Here is a 17,084-nt window from a genome sequence, read left to right as displayed (position 1 = left end):
TTACGGATTACGAAATGACAAGTCAATGCGACATCGGCACGGATCCCCCCGCGCGGGCCGGATCCGGCCTCGCCAATATGCGGCTTAATATCTGATAAGACTGATGGATTACCCAGGAATGGAGCGCTCGTGACGCCGGATGCTGAGCTGTTCCCAAAGCCCGGGAGACGGGCCATCGCGCTGCCGGCCTGGGTCGAGCGGGCGATTTCGATCGGCATCGTGAGCACCGACAAGGAGGTCGCCCGGCGGCAGCGGCTGGCCAATGTCGCGACATTCGCCGCCATGGCCAATGCCGGGTCGCACCTGGTCACCAATGCGCTGCACGACCTCGACGGCATGATGGTGATCCATCTCTACAACGCCTTGATGGTGATCGCGGAACTGTTCATCCACCGGCTGCACCGACGCGGTCCCAATGCCGGCGCGGTGGCGCTGCTCGGCCTGGTCATCGCCGGCAATTGCTTCGTCGTCGCCATGCTCGGCCGCGACAGCGGCCTGCAGGTCTATTTCACCCTTGCCGGCGGCATCCTGTTCCTGGTCGGCATCGACAATTGGCGCCTCTGGCTACCGTTCCTGGCCGCGACCTTCGCCGCCCTGATCGCCGCCCTGTTCCTGGTTTCGCCGCAAGGCCTGATCGTGCCCGAGGACATGGCGATCCGCCGCTCGCTGGCGATCCAGGGCATGCTCAACGCCATCCTGATCAATGCGGTGATGATCTTTTATGCCCTGACCGCGCTGCGCCGGGCCCAGAACGAGGTCGAAACCGCACTCGCCCGCTCCGATTCGCTGCTCGACATCCTGCTGCCCAGCCTGATCGCCGAACGGCTCAAGGCCAATCCGTCGCAACCGATCGCCGATCGCCTCGACGACGCGATCATCCTGTTCGCCGACCTCGTCGGCTTCACCGCCGCCTCGCACCGGCTGCCGCCCGATGTGATCGTGGCCTATCTCGACGATCTGGCGCGCGCCTGGGACGACAATTGCGCCGATCACGGCGTCCAGAAGATCAAGAGCATCGGCGACAGCTACATGGTGGCGGCCGGCATCGGCGAGGCTGGCCAGGACGGCGCGCTCCGCATGGGCCGGTTCGCGCTCGCCATGATCGAGACGCAGAAGGCCAGGCCGGCGCTCGCCGGGCACCGGCTGGACCTGCGCGTCGGCATTCACCGTGGCGTCGCCACCGCCGGCGTCATCGGCCGCACCCGCATGGGTTACGACCTCTGGGGGGATGCGGTGAACACCGCCTCGCGGATGGAGAGCAGCGGCGCGCCCGGCCGCATCCATGTCAGCCGGGCGTTCCACGATGCGACGGAGGCGGCATTCCTGTTCGAGGCGCGCGGCATGGTCGCGCTGAAGGGCATCGGCCAGGCGGAAAGCTTCTTCCTCGTCGGCGAAAGGCCGGCGTCGGTGCCGTGATCAGCTCGCGGCGCGGGTGATCACCTGCGGCCGCTCCAGGCAATAATAGCCGGCGAGCCGGCTGATATCGCCCTTGCGCAGCCAGTCGTTCAACATGCGGCTGGCGGTCTCCCGGGATACGCCCGCCATGGCGGCGATGTCGGCCTGGCCGAGCCTGACCTTGATCAGGGTCCGGCCGGATCCGACGTCCTGGCCGAAACCCTCGGCCAGCGCCACCAGGGCGAGTGCCACCCGACCCTTGACCGCCATGAAATTGGCGGTGGCCAGCGCCAGATTGGTGTCGCGCAGGCGACCGGCGAGCAAGGCGGCAATGGCCCGAAAGATAGCGTTGTCACGCGATGCCAGGTCGTCGAAGGCGGCGCGCGAAATGAACCGCAGCCGTGCCGGACGCAGCGCCGAGACCGAGGCCGAGCGCGGCTGGCCGTCGATCAGCGACAATTCGCCGACCACCGAGCCCGGCCGCAGCAGCGCCAGAATGCGCTGGATGCCGGTTTCCGAAGCGAGTTCGACCTTCAGGAGCCCGTCATCGATCAGGTAGCAGCCGTCGCCCGGATCGCCGACCAGGAACAGGGTCTGTCCGGGATCGAGCCTCACGGTGGCGGCGCGCTCCAGCAGGCGCGTCGTCATGTCGGCCGGCAAGGCGGCGAAAAAATGGGGCCGGCCCGCCGGCGCGGCTGTGGCGAAATCGTCGAGGCGCGGCGCGGCTTTCGGCATGACGGGTGACGCTGGCATCCTGACGGCCAAAGCACAAGGCGAACGGGGGCGGCTTTCGCCACCCCCGCAGGTCGCACTGGGCGATCGGCCCGGCTCAGAAGCAGACGCGCATCTGACGGTAATAGTCCCATTCGCAGGACGGACCACCGTAATAGCCGAAGCGATAGTGGCCGCGATGCCAATGGCCATGGCGATGGAAGTGACCGTGGCGATGGAAATGGCCGTGCCGGTGGAACCCGCCATGGCCGCCGCGGAAACCGCCATGGCCGCCGTGGCCGCCATGGAACCCGCCGCCGCGCCCGCCGCCGCCATGGCCACTGCGGGCCTCGGCATCGGAGGTGGCAATGGCGACCGAACCGGCGAGGGCCAGGGCGGCGATGGCGAGGAACCTGATCGTCTTGCTGGTCATGAAACTCTCCTGGGCTTGGCCGAAGCCTGATTGCTCTCGGTGAAGCCAAGGTGCCAGGAAGGGCTGTCCCACGATGTGACGGCCATCACGGAATGGCCGATTGGTCGATTGGAGGGAATGGCGGATTGGGCCGTTTTCGGTGCGAGCAAGCCGTGGCTATCAGGGACGCGCGCGGGACCGGGGGAGCAACCCTCGTCTTGGCCGGGCTTGTCCCGGCCATCCACGAATTGTCTTGGCCGGGAGGAAGACGTGGATGTCAGGGGCAAGCCCGGGCAAGACGCCGTGAGGATCGCCGCCCGCTAATGATCGGCGGCATTCTGCCTTCGCTTGGATTACCGGACAGGCCCCGGCCCCCCGTTCCGCTCCGACCAAAGGACAATCACCGATCAGCACGGCTAGCGGTCCGGCACGAAGGGCGTGCCCAGCGCCGCCGGCGCCTGGCTCGCCACCCGGCCGGTCCGGCTGATCAGCACCAGGACCAGGATGGTGGCGAGATAGGGCAAGGCCGACATGAGCTGGCTCGGGATGCCCAGACCCCGGGCCTGGGCATGCAGCTGCAGGATGGTGACGCCCCCGAACAGATAGGCGCCGATCATGGCGCGCCCCGGCCGCCAGCTGGCGAAGACGACGATGGCAAGGGCGATCCAGCCGCGTCCGGCGGTCATGCCGGGCGACCAGAACGGCGTATAGGCGAGCGACAGATAGGCACCGGCGAGCCCGGCGCAGCCGCCGCCGAACAGCACCGCCAGGAAGCGGATCTTCAGCACCGAATAGCCGAGCGCATGGGCCGAGCCATGGCTCTCGCCGACGGCGCGCAGGACGAGGCCGGCGCGCGAGCGATAGAGGAACCACCAGACGCCGCCGCCGAGCAGGAGCGACAGGTAGACTACCGGGTCCTGCTGGAACAGGAGCTTGCCGACCCCGGGCAGATCGCTCAGCCAGGGCAGGCTCAGCTTCTGCATGGGATCACGCCGGGCGCCGATGAAATCGGCGCCGATCAGCCCGGACAGGCCGAGGCCGAGAATGGTCAGCGCCAGGCCGGTCGCCACCTGGTTGGTGGCAAGACCCAGCGCCAGCCCGGCGAACAGGCCGGCCATCACCATGCCGGCGGCGATCGCGGCGAGGCAGCCGACCAGCGTCGAGCCGGACAGGACGGCGGCAGCGAAGCCGGTCGCCGCGCCGATGATCATCATGCCCTCGACGCCGAGATTGAGCACGCCCGCGCGCTCGGTCACCAGTTCGCCGAGAGCGGCGATGAACAGGGGTGTCGCGGCGGTGACGACGGTCAGAAGGATGGCTTCGACAATCCCCATCAGGCGACCCTTTCGCGACCGACCAGGCGCAGGCGATAGAGAATGAAAGTGTCGCAGCCGAGCACGAAGAACAGCAGCAGGCCCTGGAACACACGGGTGAGATCGAGCGGTATGCGCAACGCGATCTGGGCGTTCTCGCCACCGATGAAGGTGAGCGCCAGGAACAGGGCGGCGACCAGCGCGCCGACCGGATTGAGCCGGCCGAGGAAGGCAACGATGATGGCGGTGAAGCCGTAGCCGGGCGAGATCGACGGCTGCAGCTGGCCGATCGGTCCGGCCACCTCGATAATGCCGGCAAGGCCCGCCAGCGCACCGGAGACCGCGAAGACGAACAGGGTGGTGCGCCGGTCGTCGAAGCCGGCGAACCGCGCGGCGCGCGGCGCCGAGCCGACCAGGCGGATCTCGAAACCCTTCAGCGTGCGGCCGACCATGAAACTCGCCGCGACCGCCACGACCACGGCGATGATGAAGCCGATATGCAGGCGGCCACCGCCGAGAAGCAGCGGCATCACGGCCTCGGGCTCGAAATTGACCGATTGCGGGAAATTGAAACCCTTCGGATCGCGCCAGGGGCCGCGCACGAGATAGTCGAGCGCGAGTTCGGCGACATAGACCAGCATCAGGCTGGTCAGGATTTCGTTGGCGCCGAAACGGATCTTCAGCAGCGCCGGAATCAAGGCCAGCAGCATGCCGCCCAGCGCGCCCATGGCCAGCATGGCGGGCAGTACCCAGGGACCGTTGGTGACACCGTGGGTCGAGAGCGCCACCCAGGAGCCGAAAATGGCGCCGGCCACCAATTGGCCCTCGGCGCCGATATTCCAGTTGTTGGAGCGGTAGCAGAGGCTCAGGCCCACCGCGATCAGCGCCAGCGGCGTCGCCTTGACGGCGAGTTCCTGCAGCGCCCAGCCGTCCGACAGGGGATCGAGGAAATAGACCTTCAGAGCGGCCAGGGGGTTCTTGCCCATCAGCGAGAACAGGATGGCGCCGGCGGCGAGCGTCAGCAGCACGGCGGCCAGCGGAGAAGCCAGCGACAGCCAGGCGGCGGACCGGTCGCGGCGTTCGAGCTGCAGCCTCATGCCGGGGCTCCGTGGATGCCGCCCATCAGGAGGCCGACCTGTTCGCGTGAAAAATCGGCTGCCGGCCGGGCTTCCGACAGGGTTCCGGCGGAAATGACGGCGAGCCGGTCGGCCAGTTCATAGAGCTCGTCGAGATCCTGGCTGATGACCACGACGGCGGCGCCGCGCACGGCCAGATCGATCAGCGCCTGGCGAATGGCGGCGGCGGCCGCGGCGTCGACGCCCCAGGTCGGCTGCGCCACGATCAGCAGCATCGGCTCGCGCAGGATCTCGCGGCCGACCACGAATTTCTGCAGGTTGCCGCCGGACAGGGCCTTGGCCATGGGATCGCCGCCGCCGGCGCGGACGTCGAAGGCCTTGACCACCCGCGCCACCCAGCGGCCGATGGCGGCGCGATCGATCAGGCCGCGCGCGACGAAGCCATTGGTCGCGTGGCCCGACAGAAGCGCATTGTCGGTCAGTGAGAAATCCGGCGCCGCGGCGTGGCCGAGCCGCTCCTCCGGGACGAAAGCCGCGCCGTGCCGCCGCCGCGTGGTGATGCCGTCGCGGCCGGCCGGCTTGCCGTCGATCAGGATCGCCTCAGGCGGGCTCGGCCTTTCGCCCGACAGGGCCTGAAACAGCTCGTCCTGGCCATTGCCGGCGACCCCGGCGATGCCGAGGATCTCGCCGGCCCTGACGTCGAGCGAGATCCGGTCGAGCGTCACGCCATGGCTGTCGGCGGCGGATAGCGACAGCTCCCTCACCTCCAGCCTGAGCGGCCCGACGGCATGGGTCACGGCCTTGAGCGGAGCGACATCGGTACCGACCATCAGGCGGGCCAGGCTCGCTGCCGTCTCGGCGCGCGGATCGCAGGCCGCCACCACCTTGCCGCCGCGCAGAATGGTCGCGCGGTCGCACAGCCGGCGCACCTCGTCCAGCTTGTGCGAGATATAGAGCACGCTGCGGCCCTCGGCTTTCAGGGCCTCGAGGGTGGCGAAGAGCTGTTCGACCTCCTGCGGGGTGAGCACCGAGGTCGGCTCGTCGAGAATCAGCAGTTTGGGGTTCTGGATCAGGGCACGGACGATCTCGATGCGCTGGCGCTCGCCGACCGACAGCGACCAGACCTCCCGCTTGGGTTCCAGCGGCAGGCCATAGGCGCGCGACAGTTCGGCCACGGCCGCCTCGATCCGCGGCATGGCGGTGGCGCGCGGCAGGGACAGTGCGACGTTCTCGGCAACGGTGAGCGCCTCGAACAGCGAGAAATGCTGAAACACCATGCCGATGCCGAGCGCGCGCGCCTCGGCGGGATTGGCCAGGCGGACATTCCGGCCGGCCCAGGCAATGCTGCCCTCGGCCGGCTGCAGCAGGCCGTAGAGGATCTTGACCAGGGTCGATTTGCCGGCTCCGTTCTCGCCGAGCAAAGCGTGGATCTCGGCCGGCTCGACGGTCAGGTCGACATGGTCATTGGCGGTGAGCGCGCCGAACCGTTTGACGATGCCGCGGGCCTCGATCAGGGCAGCCATCAATACGCGACCTTGTCGGATTTGGCGGCCCAGTCCCGGAACACCGCCAGCGCCGCGCGGTCCGGCTGATGCTGCATCGCGACCATGGTGGTCGACGGCGCGCGCGCCACCTCGTCATAAAACGGCGCGTCGTCGAAATCGACCGCCGCGGCATCGGCACGGGTATTGGCATAGACGATGCGGTCGAGCCTCGCCCAGAGCGCCGAGGCCAGGCACATCGGACAGGGTTCGCAGCTGGTATAGAGCGTCGCCCCCCGCAGGTCGAAGCGGCCGAGCGCGGCGCAGGCGCGCCGGATCGCCACCACCTCGGCATGGGCGGTCGGATCATGGGTCGAGGTGACCTGGTTCCAGCCCTCGGCCACGACCGTGTCACCGATCGTCACCACCGCGCCGAAGGGCCCGCCTTCGCCCTTCTCCATATGCTCGCGCGACAGCGCCACGGCGCGCGCCATGAACAGGGAATCGAGAGAGGCGGAGGCTGGGTCGGTCATTGGACGATCACACGCGGACGCGGGGCTCAAGTCAATTCGCAAGCCCGATTCGAAAGCCGGATTCGCCGGCCCGGTTCGGGCCCGTGCCTTGTCCGGCAAGCCGATATCAGAGCACCCCATCCTTGCGCAGCGCGGCGATCTCGTCGGCCGCGTAGCCCGCCGCCGCCAGCACCGCGTCGGTATGTTCGCCGAGCCGCGCCCCCGGCCAGCGGATCTTGCCCGGCGTGCGCACCAGTTTCGGCACCACGCCCTGCATGACCATCGGGCCGAATTCGGCGGTCTCGACCTCGACCACCATGTCGCGGGCGCGGAAATGCGGATCGGCGGCGACCGCCGCCGCGTCATTGACCGCGCCGGCCGGGACCGAGGCCGCGTCCAGCAATTTCAAGAGCTCGTCACGCGGCTTCGTGCCGGTCCAGTCGGCGATGATCCGGTCGATCTCGTCCTGATTTTCCGGCCGGCCGCGCGCGCCATGGGTGGCGAAGCGCGGGTCGCGGGCGAGTTCCGCCATGCCCATGACCTCGACCAGCCTGCCGAAGATCGTGTCGGCATTGGCGCCGATGACGATGTGATGGCCATCCAGGGTGGGATAGATGTTGGACGGCGCGAAGCCCGGCGCGGTCAGGCCGGTGCGGCCGCGGACATGGCCGGTGACCGAATATTCGGCGACGATGCCTTCGCTCGCCGCCAGGATCGCATCGGTCAGGCCGACGTCGATGACCTGGCCCTGGCCGTCACGGCCGCGCTGGTGCAGCGCCGCCAGGATGCCGAAGGCCGTGTAGATGCCGGCCAGCGTATCGCCGATCGACAGGCCGGTGCGGGTCGGCAGGCGGTCGGGATAGCCGTTGATGACGCGCATGCCGCCGATCGCCTCGGCCACGGCGGCGAAACCCGCCTTCTCCGCATAGGGTCCATATTGGCCGTAGCCGGAGACCCGCGCGATGATCAGCCGGGGGTTCATGGCTTGTAGGGCCGCGGCGGTCAGGCCCCATTTCTCCAGCGTGCCGGGCCGGAAATTCTCCAGCAGCACGTCGGCCTCGGTGATCAACCGGCGCAGCACCGCCTGGCCCTGCTTCTTCCTGAGATCGACGGTGATGCTGCGCTTGTTGCGGCCGATCACCGGCCACCAGACCGAGGCGCCGTCCTTCTTGGCGTAACCCCATTGGCGCATGGCGTCGCCCTTGCCGGGATCCTCGAACTTGATCAGGTCGGCGCCCATGTCGGCCAGGAGCTGGCCGCAATAGGGCCCGGCGATGAACGAGCCGAGCTCGATCACCCTGATGTCGGCAAGGGGGCCGGCTGACGATTCGGACATGGCGATTTCCGTCGGCTGAAGATCGCGGAGAACTAGCCGCGTGACCGCGGCCCGGCAATGGCCGAACCACGATGCCGATGCCGCCCGCTAATAGCTCGTCTTCTTGCCTTCCAACCGGCGGGCCCAGCGCGACAGGCCAAAGCAGATGATCCAGTAGACCGAGCCGGCGAAGACATAGGCCTCGTTGTTCATGCCGACCCAGTTGGGATCGGCCAGCGAGGCCTGGGCGATGCCCAGCAGGTCGAAGATCGAGACGATCGACACCAGCGACGTGTTCTTCACCAGGGCGATGAACTCGTTGGTCATGGCCGGCATGGCGATGCGCAGCGCCTGCGGCAGGACGATCAGCCGGGTGGTGGTCCAATAGCCGAGGCTCGCCGCGGCGGCGGCCTCCCACTGGCCCTTGGGGATCGCCTGCAGGCCGCCGCGCACCGCTTCCGCCATATAGGCGGCGATGACGAAGGCAAGGCCGACGACGGCCCGCACCAGCCGGTCGATGTCCCAGCCGACCGGCATGATCAGCGGCAGCAGGAGCGAGGCCAGGAAGATCACCGTGATGATCGGCACACCGCGCCAGAACTCGATGAAAATGGTCGACAGCATGCGGATGACCGGCAGTTCCGACCGCCGGCCGAGCGCCATGACGATGCCGAGCGGCACCGCCAGCACGCCGGCATAGACCGACAGGAAGACGGTCAGCATCAGCCCGCCCCATTGCCGGGTTTCGACCAGAGCCAGGCCGAGGCCCCCCCGGAGCAGCCAGACGCCGACCACCAGGACGACCACCCACATGAGCGGCACGACGCGGGCGCGCTGCGGCATGGCCTTCCAGAACGACAGGGCGACGGTGGCGAGCAGCAGGAGGCCGGCCAGATTGATGCGCCAGCGCTCCTCGATGGGATAGAGCCCGTACATGAACTGGCCGAACCGGGCGCGGATGAACACCCAGCAGGCGCCGCCGCCGGTGCAGTCGTTGCGCGTCGTGCCGACGAAATTGGCGTCGATCAGCGCCCAGCGGACGACCGGCACGAGGATCGCCACCAGGGCGACGATGCAGAGCGCCGAGACGATGGCGTCGAGCGGGGTCGCGAAATAGTCGCCGCGCAACCGCCGGAGGACCGACGGGGCACGCGGGCGGGCGAGATCGGAGCTGGCCACTTGGGTCATCGGGTCACCAGCGCTGTCTTGGCGTTGTACCAGTTCATGAAGCCGGATACGGCGAGCCCGATCGCCAGGTAGATGGCGAGCGTGATGGCGATGATCTCGATCGCCTGCCCGGTATTGTTGAGCGCGGAACCGACAAAGACGCTGACGAGATCGGGATAGGCGATGGCCGCGCCGAAGGACGAGTTCTTCAGCACGTTGAGATATTGGCTGGTCATCGGCGGGATCATCACCCGCATGGCCTGCGGGATGACGACGAGATTCAGCGCCCGGTTCGACCTGAGCCCAAGCGCGTAAGCCGCTTCCCATTGGCCCTTGACCACCGCCTGGATGCCGCCGCGCACGACCTCGGCGATGAAGCCGGCGGTATAGACGGTCAGCGCCAGGAACAGCGCGACGAATTCCGGCACCAGCACGAAGCCGCCGCGGAAATTGAAGCCGCGAAAGGCCGGCACGTCCCAGGTGGTGAGGAAACCGGCGGTGCAAAAGGCGAGGATCGGCAGGCCGATGAGCAGGCCGAGGCCGGTGGCCCAGGCCGGAAAGATCTGACCGGTCTCGTCGCGCCGGCGCTTCGCCCACAGCGCGATCGCCGCCTGGGCGACGATGCCGGCGATCACCACCAGGGCGGCGATCCTGAAGGCCGAGGTTTCGGTCGGCACCGGAATGGTCAGGCCGCGATTGTTCAGGAAGGCGACGCTGAAAATGCCGATCGACTGGCGCGGCGCCGGCAAGGCGTTGATGACCAGCGAGTACCAGAACATGACGAAGAACAGGAGCGGGATATTGCGCACGATCTCGATGAAGGCGCCCGCCATGCCCGACAGCAGCTTGTTCTTCGACAGCCGGGCCACGCCGATCACGAAGCCGAGCAAGGTGGCCCCGATGATCGACACGATGGTGACCACCAGGGTGTTGACCACGCCGACCCAGAGCAGACCCAGAATATTAGAATTGCTGGTGTAACCGGTCAGCACGAAGGGCACGTCGATGCCCGAGGTGCGCCACAGGAAGTCGAAGCCGGAGGCGATGCCGGCATTGACCATGTTCTGCGACGCGTTGCGCACGATGAACACGGTGACGACGACGAGGGCGAGCAGGATCACGACCTGCCAGAAGATCTCGCGGACACGCTTGTCGTAGATGAGCCGGGTCAGTTCAGCCATGGCACACGACGTCAGGAGGACGGTGGGCCTCTCCCGCGACGGCGAGGAGAGGCCGCGATGGCGGCGGGACGGTCAGGCCGGCGCGCCCGGGCAGCCCCGGGCGCGCCGGCCGTCAGGTCATTGGAACGGCGGAGTGAACAGCAGTCCGCCGCGCGTCCAGAGCTGGTTCTGGCCGCGCTCGAGGCCGAGCGGCGAGCCCTTGCCGACGGTGCGCTCATAGCTCTCGGCGTAATTGCCGACCTGCTTGATGGCGTTGAACATCCAGTCGTTGGACAGGCCGAGCATGGCGCCGAAGCCGCCATCGGCGCCGAGCAGGCGGCGGATCTCGGCGTTTTTCGAATTGGCGCGCATGTCGTCGACGTTCTTCGAGGTGACGCCGAGATATTCCGCGGCGATCACGCCGTTCAGCACCCAGCGGACGATCGCCTGCCAGCGCTCGTCGCCCCAGCGGGTCACCGGCCCCTGCGGATCGTTGGAAATGGTCTCGGTCATGATCGTGTGTTCGGCCGGGTTCTTCAGCTTGATGCGCTGGCCGGCGAGCGCGCCGAGGCCGGCGGTGTAGCTGTCGCAGCGGCCGGCGTCATAGGCGGCGATCGCGTCGTCGTTCTTCTGGAAGTTGATGATCGAGACCTTGAGATTGCGCTCGCGGAAATAGTCGGCCGCCATGCGCTCCTCGGTCGAGCCGGCGGCGACGCAGATCGAGGCGTTCTCGAGATCGGAGGGCTTCTTGGCGCCCGAGGCGGTGCGCACGATGAAGGTCTGGCCCTCGTAGAAATTGATGCCCTGGAAATTCACCCCGAGCGTGACGTTGCGCGAATAGGTGATGGTGGTGTTGCGCGAGAGCACGTCGACCTGGCCGGATTGCAGCACCGGCCAGCGCTGCTGCACCGAGGTCGGCGTGAACCGCACCTTCGTGGCATCGCCGAGGACGGCGGCGGCCAGCGCGCGGCAATAGTCGACATCGAGGCCGGTCCACTCGCCCTTGTCATTGGCGAAGGAGAAGCCCGGCAGGCCGAGATGCACGCCGCATTCGAGATGGCCGCGGGCGCGGATGGCGTCGAGCGTCGGGCTCGGGGCGAGCTGCTGGGCGCTCGCGGCGCCGGCTCCGCCCAGGATGGCGGCTACCAGCGCGCCACGGAACAGATATTTCATGGATATGGCTCCCATTCCCCCCGCGCGGGAAAATCCGCGCGGATATTCTTGGTGGCCACAGTTCCGAGCGGCGAGCCCGGAGTCAACAGGCAAGACGGAGACGGCCGGGGACAAGCTCCCGGCCGCTCGGCGCAACCGCCGGGCGGTCAGGACCGGACGAAGCCGACGATGTCCTTGACCGCGGCCATGACAGGGGCCGCGATGGCGCGGGCGCGCAGCGATCCCTCCGCCAGGATCCGGTCGATTTCGGCGGGATCGGCGACCAGCCGCTTCATCTCGCCGGTGATCGGCGCGAGCTTGGCGACCGCCACGTCGGCCAGCGCCGCCTTGAAGCCGGAGAACTGGCCGCCGCCGAATTCGGCCAGCACGTCGGCCTTGGTCCGGCCGGACAGGGCGGCAAAAATGCCGACCAGGTTGTCCGCCTCGGCACGGCCCTCCAGGCCCTTCTCTTCCGAGGGCAAAGCCTCGGGATCGGTGCGCGCCTTGCGGATCTTCTGCGAGATCGTGTCGGCATCGTCGGTCAGGTTGATGCGCGAATAATCCGACGGATCCGATTTCGACATCTTCTTGGTGCCGTCGCGCAGGCTCATGACGCGCGTCGCCGGCCCCATGATGACCGGCTCGGTGACCGGGAAGAAGGCATCGCCATGGCCGAGCTCGGCGATGCGCGGGCCAAAGTCATTGTTGAATTTGATGGCGATGTCGCGGGTCAGTTCCAGATGCTGCTTCTGGTCTTCGCCGACCGGAACATGGGTCGCGCGATAGACCAGGATGTCGGCCGCCATCAGGCTCGGATAGGCGAACAGGCCGAGCGAGACGTTCTCGCGGTCCTTGCCGGCCTTTTCCTTGAACTGGGTCATGCGGCTCATCCAGCCCATGCGCGCGATGCAATTGAACACCCAGGCCAGTTCGGCGTGCTCGTGCACCTGGCTCTGGTTGAACAGGATCGAGCGCTTCGGGTCGATGCCGGCGGCGATATAGGCCGCGGTCACCTCGCGGATCGCCTTCTGCAGCTGGGCCGGGTCCTGCCACACCGTGATCGCGTGCATGTCGACGACGCAATAGATGCAGTCGTGCGTCTCCTGCATGCGCACCCAATTGACCAGCGCGCCCAGGTAATTGCCGAGGTGCAGGTCGCCGGACGGTTGCATGCCGGAGAAGACGAGTGGCTTGAAGGTCGCCATGGACGCGGATTCCCTTGAAGGGCGGCGCGAAAATGCACCGATAAGGAGGCGCGCTTCCTCGCATGGGAGGCGCGCCGTTTCAAGGTTTCGCGTGGTTCGGGCCGCTATTCCGCCAGCACCCGTGTCGCCGGGAACACCACTTCCACCAGGGTGCCCTGATTGGGCGTGGAGGAAATGCCGAAACTCGCGCGGTTCGCCTCGACCAGGGCTTTCGTCAGGGGCAGGCCGAGGCCGGTGCCCTTGACGCTTTGCGGATTGGAGGTTGCGACCTGGCGGAACGGCTCCATGGCCGCTTGCAGCTCGATATCGGTCATGCCGACCCCGGTGTCGCGCACCCGCAGCACCGCTTCGCCGGCATCCGACAAGGCGGTCGAGACGATGATCTGGCCGCCGGCCGGGGTGAACTTCACCGAGTTCGACAGGAGATTGAGCGCGATCTGGCGCAGCGAGCGGGCATCCGCCACGACATTCGGCAGCTTGCCCATCAGCGACGAGCGGATGATCACCCGTTCGCGATTGGCCTGCGGCTGCATGATCGCCACCGTCGACTGGACGACGTCGTTGAGATCGACGCTGGTGAACGACAATTCGAGCTTGCCGGCCTCGATCTTGGAGAGATCCAGGAGATCGTTGATCAGCGACAGCACGTGGCCGCCGGAAGAATGGATATCCTTCAGGTAGTCGCGGTAGCGCTCGTTGCCGATCGGGCCGAAACGCTCCTCCATCATCACCTCGGAGAAGCCGATGATGGCGTTGAGCGGCGTACGGATCTCGTGGCTGATCTTGGCCAGGAAATCGGATTTCTGCGATGAGGCCTGCTCGGCCTGGCGCTTGGCGGCGACCAGATCCTCTTCCGCCTTCTTCCACTGGGTCATGTCGCGGAACACCGCGGCCAGCTTCGGCCGGGCGCGCGGCCCGGTGCGTCCCATGGTCATGTAGAGCGGGATCAGGCCGCCCTGCTTGAACCGGCCGATGATCTGGCGGCCGTCATTGAGCACGCTGGCGACGCCATTGGCCAGGAGGCCGTCGCAATAGTCGATCGCCGAGCGATGACTCTCGGGCGCGAACAGGGTGGTGAAGCTGCGCCCCTTCACATCGGCCGATTCATAACCGAACAGGGCCTCGGCCGAGCGATTCATGCTCTCGATGGCCCCATCCGGCGCCAGGATGACGATGCCGTCGGTGGCGGTGTCGAGGATCTGCTCGACCTCCTCGAGCCGGCCGCGCAATTCGGTCAGGGTCGCGGTTTCCGCCTCACCGTCAGGCGTCGCCTCGATGCGGGTGAGCGTGAACAGGAAGGCCTGTTCGCCGGCCCAGGCGAATTTCGACAAGCGCGCCTCGACCGGCACCACCGAACCGTCGGCGGCGGTGATGGCCAGCGCCGCGTCGGAGCCGATCTGGTCGCCATGGGTTTCGGTGGCGAAGACCCGCGCCACGCCGCCCGCGGCTTCGAGCGAAGCCTCGTCGGCATAACCGATCCAGTCGAGCAGCGTCCGATTGGCCAGCAGCACCGAATTGCCGCGATGGACCAGCAGGCCGAGCGGCATGCGGTCGAGCAGCGCCCGGGTATTCGCGTCGGTGCCGGCAACCATCGCCGGCAACGGCAGGACCGGCGGCGGCTGGATCAGGGGCGTCGGCGCAGGGCTCTCGCCCGCGGCCGTGCCAAAGGCGCTCGGCAGCGGACCGAACGGCGTTCCGGCATCGACGAAATTCCGGGGCGGCATGATCGACGGCGCATCCGGGATCGCTGGCGCATCCGGGATCGCTGAGGCGTCCGGGATCGCCGGTGCATCAGGGATCGCCGGCGTCACCAGTTCGGCATGGGCGGGCGCGACCGAAGCCTCCGGCAAGGGCGGATCGGCTTCGACCGGCACGACCTCGTCGATCGCGGCCTGCGCGGCGGTGTCGACAGCCTGCGGTTCGTGGGCGGCGTCCGCCACCTCCGCCTCGATCGCGCTGGCCGCCGCCGGTTCAATGGCCGCAGCGGTCTCAACAGCCTTGTCGGCCGTCTCGACGGCCGTCAGTTCGGCGGATGTCACCAGCTTGGCCACCGGCGCCGTCGGAGCCGCCAAGTCCGGCGTGGCCAAGTCCGGAGTGGCCAGGTTCGATGTCGCCAAGTTCGATGTGCCCAGGTCCGGAGCCGTCAAGTCCGGCTCGGCCAACTCCGGCGCCGCGGTCACTTTCGGCTCGGCTGGTTCCGGCGCCACGGTCGCCTTCGGTGCGGCGGCCGCATCATCGGCATCGGCCCTGGCGCCCAGCGCCTTGGCAATCTCGCGGAAAGCGTTGCGTTCGCCCGGCGACAGCGTGGCGATGCGCTTGGCGTCCTGGCCGGCGGAGCTGCGCAGGGCGACGACATTCGGCGGATTGGTATGCACTGTCAGCACCGGGCGCTGCTCCTCGAACGGAGCGGCCACCGGCGTTCCGGCATCCTTGGCATCGGCCTGCTTCGGCTCGTCATGCGTCGGCTCGCCGTGCTTGGCATCGCGGGATCTGGCATCGGCGGCATCATTTGCATCGTCACGCAGCGACTCCGTCGCCGAGGCGGCGATTTCCGGGGCCGGCTGGGTAGCAGTCCCCGACCGGCTGGCGACAGCCTCAACGGTCGGTTCGGTTAACGAGACCTGGACCGAATGATCGACAGGAGCGGTCTGGTCGGCCGGTGCCACAATGGCCTCGGACAGATCGGCGGCAGCCGCCGTCGGCGTCGCCGCCATATCGGCTTCGTCTCGTTCCGGCTGGGCCTCCACCGGCCCGGACGCAACATTGCCGGTTTCGGGCGCGCCGTCCCCGGCGGGCTCGTCCGGCCCAATCTCCTCCGGCGCGGGCGTGGTGTCGATAGCCGGCACCACGGCCGGCGCCAGCTCGCCGGTGACCAGGCCGAAACCGGAATAACCCTGGACGGCGCCGTCTCGCAGGCTCGGAAAGGCGGCCAGGGTCACTGACAGCCGGCGCGTCCCGCCGAGCGGCCAGACGGTGGCGAGGCCGCTGAACGGCTTGGCCGCGTCGAAGGCCGCGGCCAAGCGGCCCTCGGGGTCGAGACCGAAGCGATCCGCGGCTTCGCTTATGGTCAGGCCGTCCGGCCCGGCGACGACGGCCGGATCGATCGCGGCGAAGCGGCGGGCGGCGTCGAGCCGCCAGGAGAAGCGCGCCGGCGTTTGGAGCGCGGCATCGGCGGCGGCGGGGGCGGCAGCCGTTTCGACGGGCACAGCGGCGGGCGTTTCGACAAGGGCGGCTTCGACGACCGGCATGGGCACGGGCGCCGGGGCAACCGGCGCCGCGCCGTCCGCGGCGTCGATCTGCGGAGCCGCGGGCGCGACGTCCTGATCGGCCGGCGACACGGGGACAGCCACGGGTTCCGGGCTCGCCGGCCTTGCCGACGATGCCACCAGCCTCAGGCCCGGCTCGGGTTCCTGGCGCTCGCGAGCACCGAGGAAGGCGACCAGCGCGCCGGCCGCCGGCAGGGCCGATACCACCAGCGAACCGGTGACCAGATCGACCCGCGCCAGACCACGCTCCGCCAAGGCCGCCGTGACCTGCGGCGCCTCGACGCCGATCAGGGCGTTGAGATCGACACCGGCGAAAACCTTGGCGACCGCGCTGACCCCGAGCGGCGCGCCTTGGTCGTCGAACAGGGCAGCCGGCACCTGAAGGTCCTGAATGAACGACAATGCGGCGGCGCGTGGCGATGGTCCCTTGGCCGCCGCGACCAGCGTCACGACCACCATGGCCGCCGCGCCGACACGCACGAGGCGCGCCTGGGCGAGCGCGTTCTCCGATCCGAAGCGGCCGAACAGGCGCAGCCGCTCGAGCCGCGGCACCCCGTCCGCCGGCAGGTTCGGCGCGAGGCGGGCGATCTGTCCGGCCAATGGATGGCTCGTCGCATAGGCCCGCTCGGTCGCGGCCGCAGCGCCGGCGAGACCCATGGCGCGCGCGCCGGCGGCATTGGTGGCGACCAGCCGCGTCGCATCGGCCGACCACAGCCACCAGGGGGCGGCTTCGGCGATAAGGCCGGCGATCGCCGGCTCCGCGAGCACCGTCGCGACATCGGGCGGCAGGGATGTCATCCGGGCGATCCCCTAAACGGCGGCACGCGGTCGCGCCACCAACATGATGAACGAAATCTTGACGGATAGTGTCGGAACCGACGCCGCCCGTCCACGCCGGCCCGCCGCTCCGGACACTCAA

The 17,084-nt window shown here is 68.3% G+C and carries 13 protein-coding genes; 1 reads left to right on the top strand and 12 read right to left on the bottom strand.

The genetic code is table 11. From position 1 onward, the window contains the following. Positions 1-129: 129 nt before the first annotated feature. Complete coding sequence (locus AC07WJ_RS11960; RefSeq protein WP_494934819.1) at positions 130-1,416, top strand: adenylate/guanylate cyclase domain-containing protein; 1,287 nt, start codon at positions 130-132, stop codon at positions 1,414-1,416. Here AC07WJ_RS11960 and AC07WJ_RS11955 read toward each other — a convergent pair whose 3' ends face one another. The 12 genes from AC07WJ_RS11955 to AC07WJ_RS11900 form a co-directional block, all read right to left on the bottom strand. Beyond that, on the bottom strand, positions 1,417-2,130 hold the full coding sequence (locus AC07WJ_RS11955) for a Crp/Fnr family transcriptional regulator (RefSeq protein WP_494934818.1): 714 nt from the start codon (positions 2,128-2,130) through the stop codon (positions 1,417-1,419). 94 nt (positions 2,131-2,224) lie between these two features. Continuing rightward, entirely contained in the window at positions 2,225-2,539 is a 315-nt protein-coding gene (locus AC07WJ_RS11950) for a hypothetical protein (RefSeq protein ID WP_494934817.1), read from the bottom strand. A 395-nt stretch (positions 2,540-2,934) separates the two neighbouring features. Then, positions 2,935-3,852, bottom strand: a complete 918-nt coding sequence (locus AC07WJ_RS11945) for an ABC transporter permease (RefSeq protein WP_494934816.1) — start codon at positions 3,850-3,852, stop codon at positions 2,935-2,937. Next, positions 3,852-4,928, bottom strand: coding sequence for an ABC transporter permease (locus AC07WJ_RS11940; RefSeq protein ID WP_494934815.1), 1,077 nt, complete (start codon positions 4,926-4,928; stop codon positions 3,852-3,854). The genes AC07WJ_RS11945 and AC07WJ_RS11940 overlap by 1 nt, the downstream gene beginning before the upstream one ends. Next, the gene (locus AC07WJ_RS11935; protein WP_494934814.1) at positions 4,925-6,430 is read right to left on the bottom strand and encodes an ABC transporter ATP-binding protein; all 1,506 of its coding nucleotides are present in this window, start codon (positions 6,428-6,430) and stop codon (positions 4,925-4,927) included. The genes AC07WJ_RS11940 and AC07WJ_RS11935 overlap by 4 nt, the downstream gene beginning before the upstream one ends. Further along, complete coding sequence (locus AC07WJ_RS11930) at positions 6,430-6,921, bottom strand: nucleoside deaminase (RefSeq protein ID WP_494934813.1); 492 nt, start codon at positions 6,919-6,921, stop codon at positions 6,430-6,432. Before AC07WJ_RS11930 ends, AC07WJ_RS11935 begins: the two co-directional genes overlap by 1 nt. Positions 6,922-7,027: 106 nt before the next feature. Beyond that, positions 7,028-8,236 (bottom strand): CaiB/BaiF CoA transferase family protein, encoded by a 1,209-nt coding sequence (locus tag AC07WJ_RS11925; protein WP_494934812.1) that lies wholly within the window; start codon positions 8,234-8,236, stop codon positions 7,028-7,030. 87 nt (positions 8,237-8,323) lie between these two features. After that, complete coding sequence (locus tag AC07WJ_RS11920) at positions 8,324-9,403, bottom strand: amino acid ABC transporter permease (protein WP_494934811.1); 1,080 nt, start codon at positions 9,401-9,403, stop codon at positions 8,324-8,326. Next, positions 9,400-10,563: an amino acid ABC transporter permease gene (locus AC07WJ_RS11915; RefSeq protein WP_494934810.1), complete on the bottom strand. Its 1,164-nt coding sequence runs from the start codon at positions 10,561-10,563 to the stop codon at positions 9,400-9,402. Before AC07WJ_RS11915 ends, AC07WJ_RS11920 begins: the two co-directional genes overlap by 4 nt. Before the next feature lie 117 nt (positions 10,564-10,680). Next, entirely contained in the window at positions 10,681-11,715 is a 1,035-nt protein-coding gene (locus AC07WJ_RS11910) for an amino acid ABC transporter substrate-binding protein (protein ID WP_494934809.1), read from the bottom strand. A 146-nt stretch (positions 11,716-11,861) separates the two neighbouring features. Then, entirely contained in the window at positions 11,862-12,899 is a 1,038-nt protein-coding gene (gene trpS / locus AC07WJ_RS11905) for a tryptophan--tRNA ligase (RefSeq protein ID WP_494934808.1), read from the bottom strand. A gap of 104 nt (positions 12,900-13,003) precedes the next feature. Continuing rightward, positions 13,004-16,963: a histidine kinase dimerization/phospho-acceptor domain-containing protein gene (locus AC07WJ_RS11900; protein WP_494934807.1), complete on the bottom strand. Its 3,960-nt coding sequence runs from the start codon at positions 16,961-16,963 to the stop codon at positions 13,004-13,006. Positions 16,964-17,084 lie beyond the last annotated feature (121 nt).

This window comes from Phreatobacter sp. GW821-FHT04C01, from assembly GCF_059420385.1.
This window is presented reverse-complemented; position numbering and strand designations above follow the sequence as displayed.